Genomic DNA, 16,657 nt, shown 5'->3' on the forward strand with positions numbered 1-16,657 from the left:
CTGTGCCTGGGTCTGTGCCGGGGTCTGTGCCGGGCGCGTCCTGGCCGGCCTCCGTGCCGGGGTCACCGGGGCCGCCCGCCGTGTCCCCGCGGTTCCCCGGGTTCCCGGGATCCCCGAGGTCGTGAAGGTCCTGAGTCGTCGCCGTCATCCCGCCGCTGCTCTCCGTGTCCCGGGCCGTACCGCGCCCGCGCGTGCGGGGCCTGTGCTGTCGGATGCTGTCGGACCCGTGCCGTCCGGTGTCCGCCGCCCGGGCCTTGGGCCGCACTTTACGTTTCGACGTCACACACCTCCAAACCCGGACGGGACGGCGGGCGGCGATACGCTCGGGGCGTCCAAGATCCGTCCCGTGATCAGTGCCGATCTGTGGAGGTCCCGTTGAGCGCCGTCAGCCCGCTCGCCGTCCCGCCCGACTCCCTCTTCGGGGTGCGCAACCTGCCCTACGGGGTCTTCAGTACGGCGGACGACCCGCGACGGCGGCTCGGGGTCGCCTACGGGGACCACGTCCTGGACGCGGGCCGGGCGGCCGAGGCGACCGGAGCGCCCACCGACCTGGCCGCCGTGCTGTCGGCGCCGGGCCTCGGCCCGCTGCTCGCCGCGGGCCGCCCGGCGTGGACCCGGGTCCGGGCGGCGCTGACCGAGTGGCTGACCGCCGAGCGGTACCGCGCGGCGGTGGAGCCGTGCCTGGTGCCGCGCTCGCGGACGGTGCCGCACCTGCCGTTCGACGTCGCCGACTACGTGGACTTCTACGCCTCGGAGCACCACGCCTCCAACGTGGGCCGGATCTTCCGCCCGGGCGCGGAGCCGCTGACCCCGAACTGGAAGCACCTGCCGATCGGCTACCACGGCAGGGCGGGCACGGTGGTCGTCTCCGGCACGCCGGTGGTGCGGCCCAGCGGCCAGCGCAAGGCGCCCGCCGACCCGGCCCCGGACTTCGGGCCGTCCCGCAGGCTGGACATCGAGGCAGAGGTGGGGTTCGTCGTGGGCACCCCGTCGCCGCTGGGCGCCCGGGTGGCGCTGGCCGACGCCGACGCGCACGTCTTCGGCGTGTGCCTGGTCAACGACTGGTCGGCCCGCGACCTGCAGGCGTGGGAGTACGTCCCGCTCGGGCCGTTCCTCGGCAAGTCGTTCGCGACCTCCGTGTCGCCGTGGGTGGTTCCCATGGACGCGCTGGCGCACGCCCGCACCGATCCCCCGGCCCGCGGCGCCGAGCCGCTGCCGTACCTGGACGACCGCGCCGCCGAGCCCCCGTACGGCCTGGACCTGGCGCTGGAGGTGCGGCTGAACGGGCACCTGGTCTCGCGCCCCCCGTTCTCCACGATGTACTGGACGTACGCCCAGATGCTCGCCCACATGACGGTCAACGGCGCGAGCCTGCGCACCGGCGACCTGTACGCCTCGGGGACGGTGAGCGGCCCCGCGCCGGACACCCGCGGCTCGCTGATCGAGCTGACCTGGAACGGCGAGGAGCCGCTCACGCTGCCCGACGGCACGACGCGGTCCTTCCTGGAGGACGGCGACGAGGTGACGATCAGCGCCACGGCCCCGTCCCTGGACGGCACCCGGATCTCACTGGGCGAGGTCACGGGCCGGATCGAACCGGCCCGCTGAGGCGGGGGCGCCCTCGCGCCCTCGTAGCCGCCCGGTCACCGGTCGTGACCTGGGTTTGAGGGGCGTGATCGGGGTCAGAAGCGCCGCTGGGAGGGTGCTGAGGATCCAGGCCGGATCAGCGAGCGGCGTCCGGTGCTCCCCCAGGGCTTCGCCTGGGGAGTGCGTGCCGGGCGTCGGGAGCCCGGCACAGATCTTCAGTGCGCTCCCAGGCCCGCTCTGCGGGCTCCCGCCAGCCGTTGCGGCTTCGGAAGCGAGGGCCCATGCCGGAACCGTACTGCCGCGCCGCCACCGCCGCGCTGGTCCTGCCCGAGCAGCAGGAGGTGCGGCTGCCCGTGTGGCTGTCGTACCACCCGTACGACTGCTTCGCCGCCCGTCTGACCTTCTGGACGCACGGGGCCGAGGGGGTCACCTGGATCTTCGCCTGGGAACTGCTGGCGGCGGGGCTGGCCGGCCCTGCGGGGCGCGGCGACGTGCGGGTGGGGCCGGTGCCGGGCGCGGGCGAGGTGCTGCTCTCCCTCGGCCGGGACGGCAGCGGTGACCGGGCCCACCTGCGACTGCCGGCCGCCGACGTCGAGTGCTTCGTGGCCGAGATCGCCGGCCGCGCCGCCGGGGATCTGTGCGGGGTGCGGCAGGCGCTCGACGACGAGCTGGTCCGCCTGACCGAGCGTGCCTGAGCTGCCTTACCGTTCCTGACCTGCCTTACCGTTCCTGACCTTGCTCGGCCTTGCTCGACCGCGCGTGCCCGACGGCCGCGCCGCTCACGCCGCCGGCCGGGTCCCGGGCGTCGGTACACGCAGCGCGAGCAGGGCCACGTCGTCGTCGTTGCCGGCCGGGCGGACCCGGTCCAGCAGCAGGTCGCAGAAGGTCTCCAGCGGGCGGGGGGCGAGCGCGGCCGCGTGGCGGCGCAGGACGGCCAGCCCCTCGTCGATGGAGTGGCCGGGGGACTCGATCAGCCCGTCGGTGTAGAGGATCAGCGTGGACCGCGGCTCCAGGGTGACGACGGCGTCGGTACGCGGCAGGTTCACGCCCGTACCCAGCAGGATGCCGTGGGCGTCGGTGAGGAAGCGGGCCTGCCCGTCGTCGCTGACCAGGAGGGGCGGCGGGTGTCCCGCGTTGCTCCACCTCAGCCGCCAGTGGCCCGGCGCGTCGCTCTCCAGCCGGCCGAACACCAGGGTGGCCATCGCCACTTCGGCCATGCGCGCGACCATCCGGTCCAGCCGGTCGACGATCGCGCTGGGCGCCTCCGCGTGCGACCAGGCGTCGGCGCGCAGCATGTTGCGGAGCTGGGCCATGCCGGCCGCCGCGTCCAGGTCGTGGCCCACGACGTCGCCGACCGCGATGGCGGTGGCGCCGTCGTCGAGGGTGAACACGTCGTACCAGTCGCCGCCGACCTGCGAGGCGTCCGGCGCCGACACGTAGCGCACGGTCATCTCCAGGTCGGGCAGACGCGGCAGGCGGGGCAGCAGGTGCCGCTGCATCGTCTCGGCCACCTTGCGCTGCTGCTGGTACAGGCGCGCGTTGTCCAGCGCGACGCCCGCCCGGCGGGCGATGTCCTCCAGCAGCGGCAGGTCGGCCGCGCTGAACGGCGTGGGCCGGTCGGCCCGGCCCAGGGTGAGGGCGCCGAGCACCTCGCGGGGGCTGCGGATGGGCGCGATCATCGCCGAGTGCATGCCCGTCTCCTTGAGCAGGCGGCGCTGCTCCACGGCCAGGCCCGAGTCGGGGCGCCGTGCGTAGGTCTGCGGGGTCACGAGCGTGGAGGCGGCCCCGCGCAGCGCGCGGGACAGCGGCATCGGGGACTCGGGCGGCAGCGGCGGCAGGGGGCCCTGCAGGTCGTGGCGGTCCAGCAGGGCGCCGTGGGCGTAGTGGACGACGGCCGTGCGCCACACCTCGGCGTTCTCGGTGATCAGGTCGATGACCACCCAGTCGGCGATCCGGGGCAGCACGATGTGCACCAGCCGGCGCAGCGCCTGGTCGGCGTCGAGGGTGGAGGTCAGCCGGGTGGTGGTCTCGGCCAGCAGCGCCAAGCGCTCCAGCTCGGAGAGGGAGGCCGGGTTCTCGGCCCCGTCCTGTTCCGCGGGTTCGGTCGTCTCCCGCCGGTGGAAGACCACCATGGCCCCGCTGGTCCCGTCGTCCAGCCGGAACGGGGTGAGCAGCAGGGACACCGGCAGCGGCGGACCGTCGCCGCTGGCCAGCCAGCCGGGGCTGCCCAGGATGGTCCGCCCGGCCCGGAAGTCGCGCAACATGGAGCACTGGCTGCGGGCGATCGTGTGCCCGTGGTCGTCCCGGTGCAGCAGGTCGTGGGCGTCCCGGCCCACGAGCTCGTGGGCCGGCCGGGCCAGCATGCTCTCCGCCCGGCGGTTGACCGCGATGATCACGCCTTGGTCGTCGACCGCGTAGATCCCGGCGTCGACCACGTCGAAGAGTCCGGCCAGCAGGCCGTCTTCGCCCGGCGCGGGGCGGACGGCCCCGCCACCGACCGCACCAGGTTCGCTCATGTAACGCCCGCCTCCGGCCGGCAACCGTGGTCCGTCCTGCCCATCCTGCCACAGCGGGAGCGGGTGACCCCACCGTCGCGGAGTGGCCCGGCGGCCCCGGCACGCACCCTCGGGAAGGGGCCGGTCAGTGGCCGGAAGGCAATCGGGCACGCGTACGGAAGGCGGGGACAAGGCGGGGACGGGGTACCGCGTGCCGGATGGATGCCATCCCGGGCGGACGGAGGGATGATCGTACGAGAAGGCGCTTCCGGGGCGGACCGGGCCGCTGAGGCCACTGCCCCCGCCCGTACCGCCTCGGCAGCCTGTGGAGGAGGTGCGCCTCATGCTCGCCACGTCGCGTTACGCGGTCACCGTGCCCGCAGCGCCCGGCGGTCACGCCCCGCCCGAGGTGGTGATCGTCCACCTCACCACGGAGACCGGCCCGCGGGGCGAGCCGGTGTACGCCGACGCCTCCGGCCGCTACCGCTTCACCATCGCCGGTCAGACCGCGACGCTGCTGCGGGGTGCGGCGCGCGCCCGCGCCTGCCACCGCTGCCTGCCCGCTCGTCCGCTGCCCTGAGCCGTACGGCCCGGCCCCGAGCGGCCGGGGGCCGCGCCGCCTCCACCGCCGGATCCCACCGGCCCCCGCCGTAGGTGCGCCGCGTGGCGGTACGGGCGGGCACAGGTGACGCGGGCGGGGCGTGCCGCGCGGCCCGGGTACCGCTAGCCGCCGCGGCGGTGGGAGGCGGCCGCGCTGTGGTGGACGAACCAGTCGCGGGCCAGGTCCGCGACGGATTCCAGGGCACCCGGCTCCTCGAAGAGGTGGGTGGCGCCGGGGACGACGGTCAGCTCGCTCGGGCCGCGCAGCCGTACCCGGGCCTGGCGGTTGAGGTCGAGGACGGCCGGGTCGTGGCCGCCGACGATCAGGAGGGTGGGCGCGGTGACCCGGTCGAGCCCGGCGCCGGCCAGGTCGGGCCGGCCGCCCCTGGACACGACCGCGGCGACACCGGCCGCTGGGTCGGCCGCCGTCCGCAGCGCGGCGGCGGCCCCCGTGCTCGCCCCGAAGCAGCCCACCTCGCGCCCGCGGCCCTCCGGCGTCTCCCGCACCCAGCGGACGGCGGCGCCCAGCCGGTCGGCCAGCAGCGGGATGTCGAACCTCATGGCCCGGTCCCGGTCCTCCCGCGCGGTGAGCAGGTCGAACAGGAGGGTGCCCAGGCCCGCCCGGTTGAGCTCCTGCGCGACGAACCGGTTGCGGCCGCTGTGCCGGCTGCTGCCGCTGCCGTGCGCGAAGACGACGACCATCGGCGCGCCTTCGGGGACGGTCAGTTCGCCGGGCAGCCGGACCTGCCCGGCCGGGACCGAGACCTCGCGGCTGCCGCCGGCCGCGTCCCGCGAGCCCGCCCGGTCGCGGCCGAGCCGGTCGGCGGCGCGGGTCAGGCAGGCCAGCACCTCGGCGTCGGGCACCTCGGCGAAGTCGGCATAAAACTGGCCGATCGCCGAGAAGTCGGCCGGGGTGAACGGGCACACGCACACGTCCGCCAGTCCCTCGAACTTCGCGGTCCAGCCCCTCGGCGCCACGGGCACGGCCACCACGATGCGCCGCGGGCCGCGCGCCCGTACCACCTGGCAGGCCGCGCGCTCGGTGGCGCCGGTCGCGATGCCGTCGTCCACCAGGACCACCGTGCGGCCCTCGGCGTCGATCCGGGGTCTGCCCTCGTGGTAGGCGCGGGCGCGGCGCTCCAGCACCTCGCGCTCCCGCTCCTCGACCGCGGCGAGTTCCCCGGGCGAGACGCGGGCGAGGTCCACCACGTCCTCGTTCAGCACCCGTACGCCGTCCTCGCCCAGGGCGCCCGCGGCCAGTTCGGGATGGGTGGGCACCCCGAGCTTGCGTACCAGGCAGACGTCCAGCGGCGCCCGCAGCGCCGCGGCCACTTCCTCACCGACCGGGACGCCGCCCCTCGGCAGCCCCAGTACCAGCGTTCCCTCACCCGCGGGCACCACCGACCGCACCTCGTCGGCCAGCCTGCGCCCTGCTTCCTGACGGTCCCTGTAGAACATCCCGGCGGCCTCCTCGCCCGCCCCCGGCGTGTGTGTCTCCCCCGGCCTTCCGGCCCTTTTCCCCATCGTTTCCATCGTCCCTCCGCCGCCGCCCGCCCGCAGCCCGCGGCCGGCTCCCCGTGCTCAGTCGCGGGGCAGCAGCGGGCCCAGCGGACCCAGGTCGATGTTGAGGTCCTCGGGGTCCAGCCCGAAGTGCTCGCGCAGTTCGGTCATGCGCTCCTCCAGCGCCATCAGCGTCAGACCGAGTTCCTCGATCTTGTCGTCCGCGAGGTCGCCCTGGTCGATCCGCCGCATGGCCTGGCGTTCCATCAGCTGCCGCAGCAGTTCCACGACGGTCAGCACCAGTCCGGCCAGGCCCCGCTCGACCTGCTCGCGGTCGATGTCGAGCCGGCGCGGCACGGACCGCGACTCGCCACCCGGTCGTGAGGTCATCCCGGCTCCTCCCCCGGCCCGCCGGAACCGCTCCCGCCGGCGCCCTCTCCCCAGGCCGCCCGTATGGAGGCGACCAGCGCGCGCAGGGAGATCCGTACGAGGTCCACGTCCGCGATCGACAGCGTGATCTCGCCGCTGATGACGACACCGCTGGCCAGCACCCGGTCCAGCAGGTCCACCAGGGCGATCTCGCGTCCGGGGCCGATTCCGGCGCCGGAGGTCTGCCGCGGGGCGGCGGCCGGGCGCGGGGCGGGCGCCGTGTTCACGACCGCTCCTCCCCGTACTCCCCGGTTTCGTCCTGCCGCGGGCCGACGAAGGAGTACGGGGGCCAGGGCCCGCTGAGCTCCACACGCACCTCGGGGAAGCGCCGTCCGCAGGCGGCGACGGCCTCGGCGAAGGCGCCGGCGGCGGAGCGGTCCACCAGGTAGGAGTCGTTGAGGATCATCCAGCCGTCGTATCCGGCCAGCCGCGGGTCCTGGGGCCGGTGGGCCGCGGTGGCGGCGGCGTGTCCCGCCAGGTCGGCCCGGATCCGCTCGGCCCGCTCCGACGCCCGCCGGTACGCCTCCTCCTTGCTGTCGCGCTGCGCGCGGCGGCGCAGCAGGTAGGCGGTCCCCGGGCTCGTGCCGGCGGCTCCTTCGGCGCCGTCGGCGGCCGGCCCGGGTGACGCCTCGGGATCCACGTACGCCTTGACGCCCCACTCGGTGCGGTCCCGGGTCCGCTCGAAGGCCGCGGTGAAGTCGGCGGCCCGGTCCCGGAGCACCGCGCGTACGGCCGCGTCGTCGCGGTAGACGGTGGCGAACTGCAGCGGTACGGCCCCGGTGACCCCGCTCAGCGCGTCGATCACCTGATGGTGGGCGCGGGCGGCCGCCTCCAGCCAGCGCAGGTCCTCCAGGTGGTCCTTCAGCGGCTGTTCGGCGAAATCGCCGAGCGGCACCGAGCCGACGGCGGCCGCCAAGGAGCCTTCGGCGACCAGGCGGACGGGCTCGTCGGCCACGCCCGTCGGCGCCGGGGGGCCGGGGGCGCGGGTCCCGGCGGGGACGACCGCGTACAGCCATACGGCGTCGCTCATGACCCGCCGCCCTCCCCCGCGTCCTTCCCGGGCTCGTCCCCGGCGTCATCGGGCTCGTCCACGGAGTCGTCGTCCTCGAGCGCTCGCTTCCGGCCGCCGCCTGCCGCGCGGGCCGCGCCGCCCGCTTCCAGGTCGCCGGCGCGTTCCGCCTCAAGATCGCCGATACGGCGCCGCAGCCTGCGGTTCTCCGCCAGGACGTCGCGTTTGCCGGACGACAGCGACGGGTCGTGCTCCCACCAGTCGATGCCCATCTCCCTGGCCCGGTCCACCGAGGCCACGATCAGCCGGATCTTGATGGTGAGGAGTTCGATGTCCAGCAGGTCCACCCGGATGTCCCCGGCGATGACGATGCCCTTGTCGAGTACCCGTTCCAGGATGTCGGCGAGGTTCGCCGGCTCGGGGCGGCCGGCCTCACGCGCGGGCGCGCGGTCGCGACCCCGGCCCGCGGTCCACACCGGCTCGTTCATGCCCGGATCACTCCTTGTCGGCCCGACCGCGGTAGTAGCGCCGGTCGCGCTCGTACGAGATCAGCTCGCCGTCCCCGTCGAGGTCGACGCGGTAGACGGCCAGGACGTCGGTGGAGTTCGGCACGCGCCGCGTCTCCACCACCTCGATCCCGACCCGCCAGCCCTCGGCTGTCCGCGCCACCGACGTCACCCCCTCCGGTTCGCGTCCTATCAGTTCGACGACCTGTCGGGCGGCCCGCCTGACCGCGACCGAGGCCGACACTGCGGGCCCGTCGGTCCGGCCGGTGCCGGGGGCCTCGCCGTCCTCGGCGCCGCGGCGTTCCGTCTCGTGCGAACCGTCCGGCTCCCGCCGCTCGCGGCGGCGGTCGTCCCGGTCCGGCTCGCGGCGGCGCCCGGCCGTGGCGTCGCCGTCCTTCGCCCGGTGTCGTTCCGCCATCGCTCAGACCTCCAGACCGCCGAGCGGGGGGCCGGCCGCCAGCAGCTTGCCGACCAGGTACTCCTCCTCGCGCGCGGCCTCCTCGGGCGGGATCTCGCCGGCCTCGCGGGCGCGGTCCACCTCGGCGAGGCGGCGGCGGATCGCCGTGGGGTCCTCGGTCTGGCGCAGCGCCTCGTCCTGGATGCGCTCCGCGACCCAGACGACCCCGCGCACGGGCGCGAGCGGCAGGGTGAGCAATCCGGTGAACAGGCCCATGGCTATGTCTCCCCTTTGGCGCCGGCAGCCGCGGCCGTTTCCGCGCCGGCCATGGCGTCGGCGACGAAGTCGTACGGGGCGAGGGGGCCGAGCAGCCGCAGCCGGATCCGGCCGCTCCACCGCCGGGCCAGCTCTTCCGCCGCCCGTTCGAAGGCGTCCCGTCGGTCTTCGGCCACGAGGAAGGAGGCGTCGGTGACGCCGTCCTCCTCGGCCGGTTCGGAGAGGGTACGGGCGTCCGCCAGGGGCGCCAGCCGCCGGTCGAGCTCGGCGGTGTCCGCCTCCCGCTTGGCGGCGACGGCCTCGGCGACCAGTTCGCCGAGGCGGACCCGCTCGTAGCGGGCGGCCTCGTCCGGCAGGCCGGCCGTGCGGTCCCGCAGTTCCACGATGTCCGGGTGCTCCGTCAGCACCTCGCGCAGCACGGCGTCCCGCTCGTACGAGGCCCGCAGGGTGAACTGGGCCCGCCCCCTGAGCCGGTCCAGGGCCGCGGCGAAGGCGTCGTGGGCGCCGGCCAGCACCTCCTCCGCGACGGCCCGCTCGTCGTCGAGCACGGTGCCGAAGCGGAAGGGGAGCACGGGAGCGCCGGTCGCGGCCAGCGTGTCCAGCACCCGGGAGTGGGCCCGCAGGTCCGCCGGGGTGCCCAGCGGGCGGTCGCCGCGCAGCCCGCTGACGGCAGCGGCGATCCCGCCGTGCCGGACGTAGCCGACGCGGGCGCCGGAGTCGCCGTCGCCGACCGCGGGCAGCTCGCCGACCACCGCGTCGGCGTCGGGTTCCGACACGACGCCGTAGACGTAACAGGCTTCCATGGCGTCCTCCTCGGCCGTGCGGCCGGTGATCCCCGGATTCCCGAAGATCACCGGCGGCCGTCACCGGCTCCGTTCCCTGCGGCTGGCCGGACGCGACCTGCGCGGCCGCTCCTCGGCCCCGGCGTCGTCCGGCTGCCCGGCACCCTCGTCGTTCTCGTCGTCGTCCTCACCGCCGCGGCCGACCATGTCTGCGACGGTGTCCTTGACGGTCTCCTTGGCTCCTTCGAGCGCGCCCTTGGTCTTGTGCTCGGCGCCGCCCTCGCGGATCTCGTCCATCAGGCCCGGCAGCCCGTGGGTCTCGGTGCCGGTGCGGGCCAGGTCGAGGCGGTTGACCGCCTCGGCGAACCGGAGGTACGTGTCCACGCTCGCCACCACGACGCGCGCGTCGACGGTCAGCAGCTCGATGCCCACCAGCGACACCCGCAGGTAGACGTCGATCACCAGGCCCTTGTCGAGAATGAGGTCCACGACGTCCACCAGGCCGCCGCCCGACGGCCGGTCGAGGTAGGTGCCGCTCTGACTCGCCGTCGTCATCGTCCATCACCGTCCCCGGGCTCGTCCCTCGTCGTCCTCGTCGTCCTCCGCTTCGTCCTCGTACTCGTCGTCCTCCTCGTACTCGTCCTCGTCCTCGTTCTCGTCGTCCCGGTCCGGTTCCTCGTCCTCGTCCCGTTCCTCGTCCTCCTCGGCCTGCGCGCCCTGTTCCTCCTCGTCCTCTTCACCGGGCTCTTCGCCCGCGCCGCCGGGCTCCTCGCCCTCCTCCTCGGCGCGTACGTCCTCGTCGCTGCGCACGACCTCGCCGTCGGCCACTTCGCCGCGCCAGCCGCGTACCTCGTCCTGGTGCAGGATCGTCTCGGTCATCACATGCCGCCGGAAGTGCTTGAGTTCGAGCCGGGCCCGGCGGCCCTGGGCACGCCAGATGTTCCCGGTGCGCTCGAAGAAGCCCTGCGGGTGGTAGACGAGCACGAGCAGGATCCGGGTCAGGTCCGGGGTCAGCTCGTGGAAGGTGACGGTGCCGTCGACGCGGCCCTTCTCGCCGGTGGACTCCCACACGATCCGCTCGTCGGGCATCTGCTCGACGATGTTCGACTTCCAGGTGCGGTGGGACCAGAACACCTGCGCCTTCCAGTCCAGTTCGGTGTCGGACTGCTGCTTGACGTTCTCGACCTTCTTCATGAAGGTGGGGAAGTCCTCGAACTCGGTCCACTGGTTGTAGGCCACGGAGACCGGTACGCCGACGTCGATGCTCTCCACGATGTTGGTGGCCTTGAGCGTCTTGCCGCCGCCGTCTGCGCCACCTCCGCCTTCGCCCTTGTCGCCGGTGCCCGGAAGCATGCCCTTCGCCTTCTCCTTCACCTGGGTGAACCCGGCGCCGAGCAGCGACCGGGTGACGGACTTGCCCTCCGCCAGGTCGCGGCCGCCTTTGAGCGCGGCCGCCAGCCCCGAGCCGCCGTTCTCGGCGACGCCGGTCAGCCGCTCGGTGGCGTCGCCGAGCTTCGCCGACAGGCCGGACAGGGCGCGCTCGCCGAGGGCGGCGAGCAGGTCCTGGCCCTCGTGCAGCAGGCGGTCGGTGGGGAGCTCCTGCGTAAGGCCCTTCGCCAGGCCCTTGGTCGGTCCGCCGTTGGTGTCGGCGGGCGCCTGCGTCCGCTCGGTCATCGGTCAGCTCCCCTTGTTCTCGCGCCCGCCGGACCGGGCCGCCGACCCGGTCTCGCGGGAGGCCCGGCCGGAGGTCCGCCGGGTCTGCCCGCGGGACTTCCCGTCACCGCTCGCGGCCGTCTTCTTGGCGGCGTCGCCCGCCCGTGTGCCGGTCTTCTTCTTGGCCGGGCCGCGGTCCGCGGCCGCCGTGCGCTTGGCCTTCGGCCGGTCGCCCGCGCCGCCGCCGCGACCGGTCTCGCGGGACGGGCCGCCGCGCCGGGAGGACGCCGGCCGCTCGCCGCCTTGCTCCTGCGCACCCTCGCGCTCCTCCGCGCCCTCGGCCGCCTCTGCCCCCTGGTCGCCCTCGCTTCCCTCGCTTGGCTCGGGTCCGGCGCCTTCGCCTTCGCCTTCGCCGGCGCCGGCACCGCCCCGCAGCGACGCCGACCAGTCGGCCATACGGCCGCTGAGCGCGTCCATGCGGTGGGAAGCGGCCGCGATCGCCGCCGCGCGGCCCGCGGCGGCCAGGTCACCCCGCACGTTCTCGGTCAGCTTGCCGATCTCCGGGGACTTCAGCAGCGCGCCGCCCTTGTCGCCACCGCCCCGGGAGCGCAGGCGCTGCCCGGCCATGGCACCGGCCAGGGCCATGGCCCAGCGCGCCTTGTGGTGGCGCCCGAGGAAGTATCCGCCCGCGACGGCCACGGCTGCTTTTCCGGTGTTCATGAGGGTGACTCCTTGGATGACCGCAGCGATCTGTCCATGTTCGGCTGCCCGACCAGAAGGGGTGAAAACGGCATAATCCTTTTTTCTCGTAAGTCACCAGAATGGTTACGAACTGGACACGGCGACCTACGCGGGGTGGCCGGCCGGCAAGTGGTTCCCGCGCCGCTCGGGCGGGGTGGGTGCGGGAAGGGGCCGTCAAGCACTGTCAGGGTCCCTTGACGCGGAGCCGGTCCGTCAGGAAGCCTTGACGGGATCCCGGTGACGAGAAGGGGCGCGCCATGGAGTGGGCTGACGAGAGCGGACGACACCTTGGGTACGTGGTGGCCGTCCTGGAGGACGGCGGCGAGCCCGGCCCCGAGCCCGGAGGCCGCCGGCCCTGGTGGCACTACAACGGGGCGGACGGCCCGCGCGCCGTCGGCGTCAAGGGCGCTTGCGAGTGCGGCTGGCGCGGGGAGCGGACGCATCCCGTCCACCGCGGGGACGACGAGGCGACGGAAGGCTACGAGGCGGACACGGGCCCGTACGCCGACTGGGAGAGCCACGTCCTGCTGGCCGAAGGCGCGGTCCCGTACGACGTCGAGCAACTCCTCGCCGCCCTGGGACGGCGGATCGGGGAACTCGCCGAGGACCAGCCGCTCACCGCGCTGCGCGTCGCGGCGCGCGTCGAGAGGACGGCCCCGGAGCACACCCTGGAGGCGGTCCGCGCCGCCCGCCGCGGCCTGGTCTCCTGGGAGGCGATCGGCCGTTCCCTCGGCTGCACCCGCCAGGCCGCGCACGAACGCTTCGCCCGGCACGTCAAGGAGTGAGCGCCCGGCCCGCGGCGCGCCGAGGGGCGGGCGGGCGTGAGCGTCGTGAGGTCCGGCCGCGGAACGCGCCCGGGCGGACCGGAGGGCTTCCGGGGCCGACCCCGGTCACGCTGACATCGCGGGGTCGGGCGAGCCCGCCCGGCCGCGTTCGTGACCCTGGCGGACCGCGGCGGCCGCTGCCTCCCCGGCTCCCGTGGTGGTACGCGTGGTGGTTCGCGACCGGCGCGGGATCACCGGTCGGCGCGGCCGGGGGCGGAGACTGGACCCATGCCGAAGCTTTCTGCGGACGCCCGGGACGCCCCGGACGCCACCGGGGGCGGAGTTCTGCTCACGTTCGGGCACGGCACCGCGACGCGGCAGCAGATGGCCGCGGTGCTCGGCGGCGCCGGCGTCCGGGCCGTGGTGGACGTCCGTACCGCTCCCGGCAGCCGCCGCAACCCCGACGCGGGCCGGGCCGCGCTGGAGTCGTGGCTGCCCGAGGAGGGCGTCGAGTACCGCTGGGAGCGCCGCCTGGGCGGCTTCCGCAGGGCCGCGCCGGACTCACCCGACACCTTCTGGGAGAACGCCTCCTTCCGGGGGTACGCCGGCTGGACGCGGGACCCGCAGTTCGTCGCCGCGATGGACGACCTGCTGCGGCAGGCGGCGCGGACGCGTACCGCCGTGATGTGCGCGGAGACGGTGTGGTGGCGCTGCCACCGCCGCATCATCGCCGACTTCGCGCTACTCGCCCGTCACACGGACGTCCTGCACCTGGCCCACGACGGCCGCCTCACCCCCCATCCGCCCACCCCTGGCGCCCGCCTGCGCGAGGACGGCCTCCTCGTCTACGACCGGCACTGACCCCCTGCGGTGGGCCTTCCCCGGACCACGGACCGGCGCACCCGGACGCGGCGCCCGCCCCCGCCTCACGCACCCCTCGCACGGACCTGTCGGTGGTACGCACGCGACCACCCCAGTTCGCACGGACCCGTCGCTCGCCCGCGGTCCGCCCCGCCCCGAATCCGCGCCCGGGCGCATCCGTCCCGCCCGTCGGCGACGCGCGGCGGCGCTCGTGCGGCGCCCTCACTCCGGTCGGGCCGCGCCCCCGCGAGGTTTTCTCCAAATTGGACATGTAATAATCGTGGAAACATCGCAGGCAGGCACGAAGGGACCGACCGCCGTGGCACCGTCATCCGAGATCTTCATCGAGGCGACCGAGACCGATCCGGCCGTGCGGGCGCAAGCCGAGGTCCGGCGGCAGCATGAGGCGCTGCGGGCCGGGCTCACGCGGTTCACCGGGGGTGCGACCGGGGAAGGGGCGGGCGACGGGGCCGACCCGGCGGGGCTGCGGGACTTCTGCGCGGGCGAGCTGCGCCGCTACCTGGCCGCCGCCGACCGCACGCTGCACGCGGCCGCCTCCGGCGCGGCGGAGACCCGCCTGCTGGTCCGCTCCCTGCGGGTGGGGTCGGCGGCTCTCGACGAGCGGATCGAGGCACTCACCGCCGCGCCCGACGCCTCAGCCGCCACGGCGATCGCCCGCGCGATCGAGGCCGTACTGGACGTCCATCTGGCCGCCGAGGAGGCCGTCCTGCTGCCGGCGCTGGCGGCCCTGCCCGGAGCCGGGCTGCCCGCACTGGCCGCGGACCTGCGCTCCCTGCTGGAGGGCGGCTCGCTCGACGACCCCGACGTCATCGACGTCCGCGAGATCCCGCACGGGCAGCGGCACCCGCGGATCTTCGCGAGGTTTGCCCGCCTGGGGCCCGGCGAAGGGTTCACCTTGGTGAACAACCACGATCCCAAGCCGCTGCGCCGGGAGTTCCGGGCCACCCACCCCGGCGGGCACACCTGGGACTACCTGGAGTCCGGTCCCGAGGTCTGGCGGGTCCGGATCGGAAAGGCGGCTGTCGATGCCTGACCGGCACACCCGTCCCGGCGCCGGGACGACACGCGGGCCCCGTCCCGCCCCACCACCCGCCGCGCCCGTCGCGCCCGCCACTGCGGCGCCGGAGCCTTCCGCCGGCGGGTCCGCCGGGGATCCGCCGAGCGTCCGTCTGCTGTGCGACGTGCGCGCGCCGGCCGGGCTGGATCCCGCGCCGGCCGGCGCGCTGTGGAAACTCGCCGAGCCCGGCCGCCAGCTCGACGCGAACCTCGTCCACCTGCCGGCCGGGGAGCGGGTCGGGGCCCACGCCGAACCCGACCTGGACGTCCTGCTGCTCGTCGTGGCGGGCGGGGGCGCCGTGGAGACACCGGAAGGGACCGAACGACTCGCGGACGGCGCCCTGTTCTGGCTGCCGCGCGGCTCGACCCGCGCCATCGCGGCGGGCCCGGAGGGCCTGTCCTACCTCACCGTCCACCGCCGCCGCCCCGGCATGCAGATCCGTCCCCGGCCGAGCTGAGCCGAAGCAAGCCGGGCCGAGCCGGACCGGGCCGGGCCCCGGCGCCCCCGCAAAAGGTCCGGCACCGCCGTGTCCCGCGCCTGGGCGCGTGACACGACGGTGCCGTCGTGGGGTGTTGTCAGCGGCTGGTCGCGATGAGGAACCCCGCCTCCTCGTACCTGCCGTGTGCGCGGGTGATGCCCCATGGCCCGCCCAGGTTCTCGTACGAGAATCCGGCCTTGACCGCGTGCTTCACGGCCAGTCCGCTCTCGTCGTCCATGGTGGCGGCCGATACGGGACCGGCCGTCATCATGGCGCCGGCAGCGACGGCGGCCAAAGTGATCACGACGCGACGAAACATGTATTCCTCCTTGGGTGGAGCGGTGTTCGCCACCCAGATCACCGTCTGCCGCCGCCACGGCGTCAACGACGCGCCCACCCTGTCACGCGAACCGGTGGCGGCCGTTTGCCGTATCGCCGCCGCGCCCGCCCGCCGTACGGCCGCCCGTACCATCGGTGCGCCGGCACCGCAGGCCCACGCGTTCAGTGCTGCCGTCGCCCGCCGAAGGCGTCCAGGATGCGTTCCGCTGCCGCGGTCGCCGTCAGTTCGCCGTTCCTGACCCGCTGTTCGAGTACGGGGGCGAGGGAGCGGACCGCCGGGTCGCGGTGGAGGCGGTCCAGGAGGTCGTCGCGGACCATGGTCCAGGTCCACTCGACCTGCTGGTCGCGGCGGCGGGCGGCCAGGCGGCCGGTGGAGTCCAGCAGCGTGCGGTGCCGCTCCAGCCGCTCCCACACGGCATCGAGGCCGGTCGACTCGCGCGCGCTGCAGGTGAGCACCGGCGGCGTCCAGAAGGCGTCCTTGCCGTGCATGAGGCGCAGCGCCCCGGCCAGTTCGCGGGCGGCCGAGCGGGCGTCGCGCTCGTGGGGGCCGTCCGCCTTGTTGACGGCGATCACGTCGGCCAGTTCCAGTACGCCCTTCTTGATGCCCTGCAGCTGGTCCCCGGTACGGGCCAGCGCGAGCAGCAGGAAGGAGTCGACCATGTCGGCCACCGTCGTCTCGGACTGGCCGACGCCGACCGTCTCCACCAGCACCACGTCGTATCCGGCGGCCTCCATCACCAGGATCGACTCGCGGGTCGCCTTGGCGACGCCGCCGAGCGTCCCGGCGCTCGGCGAGGGCCGTACGAAGGCGCGCGGGTCCACCGCCAGCCGCTCCATGCGGGTCTTGTCGCCGAGCACGGAGCCGCCGGTCCGGGTGGAGGACGGGTCGACGGCGAGTACGGCGACGCGGTGCCCGAGGCCGGTCAGCATCGTCCCGAAGGCGTCGATGAACGTCGACTTGCCGACCCCCGGCACACCGCTGACGCCGATCCGCCGGGCGTTGCCGCCGTGGGGCAGCAGCCGCGTCAGCAACTGCTGGGCGAGCGCCCGGTGCTGGGGGCGGGTGGACTCGACGAGGGTGATGGCGCGGGCGACGAGCGCCCGCTTGCCGTCGAGCACGCCCTTGACGTAGGTGTCCAGGTCGATGGCCATCGGCTCAGCG

The 16,657-nt window shown here is 75.0% G+C and carries 21 protein-coding genes; 7 read left to right on the plus strand and 14 right to left on the minus strand.

Annotated elements, in window-relative coordinates:
* Window positions 1-375 precede the first annotated feature (375 nt).
* Window positions 376-1,608, plus strand: a complete 1,233-nt coding sequence (gene fahA, locus K7G61_RS06840; protein WP_225845749.1) for a fumarylacetoacetase — start codon at window positions 376-378, stop codon at window positions 1,606-1,608.
* A gap of 260 nt (window positions 1,609-1,868) precedes the next feature.
* Window positions 1,869-2,282 (plus strand): SsgA family sporulation/cell division regulator, encoded by a 414-nt coding sequence (locus K7G61_RS06845; RefSeq protein ID WP_225845750.1) that lies wholly within the window; start codon window positions 1,869-1,871, stop codon window positions 2,280-2,282.
* An 84-nt stretch (window positions 2,283-2,366) separates the two neighbouring features.
* Here K7G61_RS06845 and K7G61_RS06850 read toward each other — a convergent pair whose 3' ends face one another.
* The gene (locus K7G61_RS06850) at window positions 2,367-4,103 is read right to left on the minus strand and encodes a SpoIIE family protein phosphatase (RefSeq protein ID WP_225845751.1); all 1,737 of its coding nucleotides are present in this window, start codon (window positions 4,101-4,103) and stop codon (window positions 2,367-2,369) included.
* A 322-nt stretch (window positions 4,104-4,425) separates the two neighbouring features.
* On the opposite strand from K7G61_RS06850, the gene K7G61_RS06855 reads away from it, so the two are divergent.
* Window positions 4,426-4,662, plus strand: a complete 237-nt coding sequence (locus K7G61_RS06855) for a DUF6296 family protein (RefSeq protein WP_225845752.1) — start codon at window positions 4,426-4,428, stop codon at window positions 4,660-4,662.
* 143 nt (window positions 4,663-4,805) lie between these two features.
* On the opposite strand, the gene K7G61_RS06860 is transcribed toward K7G61_RS06855, so the two are convergent.
* The 11 genes from K7G61_RS06860 to K7G61_RS06910 form a co-directional block, all read right to left on the minus strand.
* Entirely contained in the window at window positions 4,806-6,140 is a 1,335-nt protein-coding gene (locus K7G61_RS06860) for a phosphoribosyltransferase family protein (protein ID WP_225845753.1), read from the minus strand.
* A gap of 123 nt (window positions 6,141-6,263) precedes the next feature.
* Window positions 6,264-6,572 (minus strand): gas vesicle protein K, encoded by a 309-nt coding sequence (locus tag K7G61_RS06865; RefSeq protein WP_225845754.1) that lies wholly within the window; start codon window positions 6,570-6,572, stop codon window positions 6,264-6,266.
* Window positions 6,569-6,778 carry a gas vesicle protein gene (locus tag K7G61_RS06870; protein WP_225845882.1) on the minus strand — a complete coding sequence of 70 codons (210 nt, stop codon included), beginning with the start codon at window positions 6,776-6,778 and terminating at the stop codon, window positions 6,569-6,571. The genes K7G61_RS06865 and K7G61_RS06870 overlap by 4 nt, the downstream gene beginning before the upstream one ends.
* 56 nt (window positions 6,779-6,834) lie before the next feature.
* Entirely contained in the window at window positions 6,835-7,641 is an 807-nt protein-coding gene (locus K7G61_RS06875) for a GvpL/GvpF family gas vesicle protein (protein ID WP_225845755.1), read from the minus strand.
* A complete protein-coding gene (locus K7G61_RS06880) occupies window positions 7,638-8,108 on the minus strand; it encodes a gas vesicle protein (protein ID WP_225845756.1) in 471 nt (156 codons plus the stop codon). Before K7G61_RS06880 ends, K7G61_RS06875 begins: the two co-directional genes overlap by 4 nt.
* Before the next feature lie 7 nt (window positions 8,109-8,115).
* A complete protein-coding gene (locus K7G61_RS06885) occupies window positions 8,116-8,544 on the minus strand; it encodes a gas vesicle protein (RefSeq protein WP_225845757.1) in 429 nt (142 codons plus the stop codon).
* 3 nt (window positions 8,545-8,547) lie between these two features.
* A complete protein-coding gene (locus tag K7G61_RS06890) occupies window positions 8,548-8,799 on the minus strand; it encodes a gas vesicle protein GvpG (protein ID WP_225845758.1) in 252 nt (83 codons plus the stop codon).
* 2 nt (window positions 8,800-8,801) lie between these two features.
* Window positions 8,802-9,653 (minus strand): GvpL/GvpF family gas vesicle protein, encoded by an 852-nt coding sequence (locus tag K7G61_RS06895; RefSeq protein ID WP_225845759.1) that lies wholly within the window; start codon window positions 9,651-9,653, stop codon window positions 8,802-8,804.
* A gap of 9 nt (window positions 9,654-9,662) precedes the next feature.
* Window positions 9,663-10,136: a gas vesicle protein GvpJ gene (gene gvpJ / locus K7G61_RS06900; protein WP_225845760.1), complete on the minus strand. Its 474-nt coding sequence runs from the start codon at window positions 10,134-10,136 to the stop codon at window positions 9,663-9,665.
* Window positions 10,137-10,142: 6 nt separating this feature from the next.
* Complete coding sequence (locus tag K7G61_RS06905) at window positions 10,143-11,255, minus strand: SRPBCC family protein (RefSeq protein WP_225845761.1); 1,113 nt, start codon at window positions 11,253-11,255, stop codon at window positions 10,143-10,145.
* Window positions 11,256-11,258: 3 nt separating this feature from the next.
* On the minus strand, window positions 11,259-11,954 hold the full coding sequence (locus tag K7G61_RS06910; protein WP_225845762.1) for a hypothetical protein: 696 nt from the start codon (window positions 11,952-11,954) through the stop codon (window positions 11,259-11,261).
* Between the two features lie 278 nt (window positions 11,955-12,232).
* Here K7G61_RS06910 and K7G61_RS06915 point away from each other — a divergent pair, with 278 nt between their 5' ends.
* The 4 genes from K7G61_RS06915 to K7G61_RS06930 all read left to right on the plus strand — a co-directional run bounded on the left by K7G61_RS06915 (window position 12,233) and on the right by K7G61_RS06930 (window position 15,135).
* Window positions 12,233-12,760, plus strand: coding sequence for a hypothetical protein (locus K7G61_RS06915; protein WP_225845763.1), 528 nt, complete (start codon window positions 12,233-12,235; stop codon window positions 12,758-12,760).
* A gap of 267 nt (window positions 12,761-13,027) precedes the next feature.
* Window positions 13,028-13,600 carry a DUF488 family protein gene (locus K7G61_RS06920; RefSeq protein ID WP_225845764.1) on the plus strand — a complete coding sequence of 191 codons (573 nt, stop codon included), beginning with the start codon at window positions 13,028-13,030 and terminating at the stop codon, window positions 13,598-13,600.
* Between the two features lie 319 nt (window positions 13,601-13,919).
* Window positions 13,920-14,654, plus strand: a complete 735-nt coding sequence (locus K7G61_RS36875; protein WP_225845765.1) for a DUF2249 domain-containing protein — start codon at window positions 13,920-13,922, stop codon at window positions 14,652-14,654.
* Window positions 14,647-15,135 (plus strand): cupin domain-containing protein, encoded by a 489-nt coding sequence (locus K7G61_RS06930; protein WP_374204073.1) that lies wholly within the window; start codon window positions 14,647-14,649, stop codon window positions 15,133-15,135. The genes K7G61_RS36875 and K7G61_RS06930 overlap by 8 nt, the downstream gene beginning before the upstream one ends.
* 118 nt (window positions 15,136-15,253) lie before the next feature.
* Here the strand turns inward: K7G61_RS06930 and K7G61_RS06935 are convergent, their stop codons facing one another.
* Together K7G61_RS06935 and meaB are read right to left on the minus strand one after the other, a co-directional pair.
* Window positions 15,254-15,475 (minus strand): hypothetical protein, encoded by a 222-nt coding sequence (locus K7G61_RS06935; RefSeq protein ID WP_225845766.1) that lies wholly within the window; start codon window positions 15,473-15,475, stop codon window positions 15,254-15,256.
* Window positions 15,476-15,657: 182 nt separating this feature from the next.
* Entirely contained in the window at window positions 15,658-16,647 is a 990-nt protein-coding gene (meaB, locus tag K7G61_RS06940; RefSeq protein WP_225845767.1) for a methylmalonyl Co-A mutase-associated GTPase MeaB, read from the minus strand.
* Window positions 16,648-16,657 lie beyond the last annotated feature (10 nt).

The sequence above is a fragment of the Streptomyces sp. HPF1205 genome, from assembly GCF_020400825.1.
GTDB lineage: Bacteria > Actinomycetota > Actinomycetes > Streptomycetales > Streptomycetaceae > Actinacidiphila.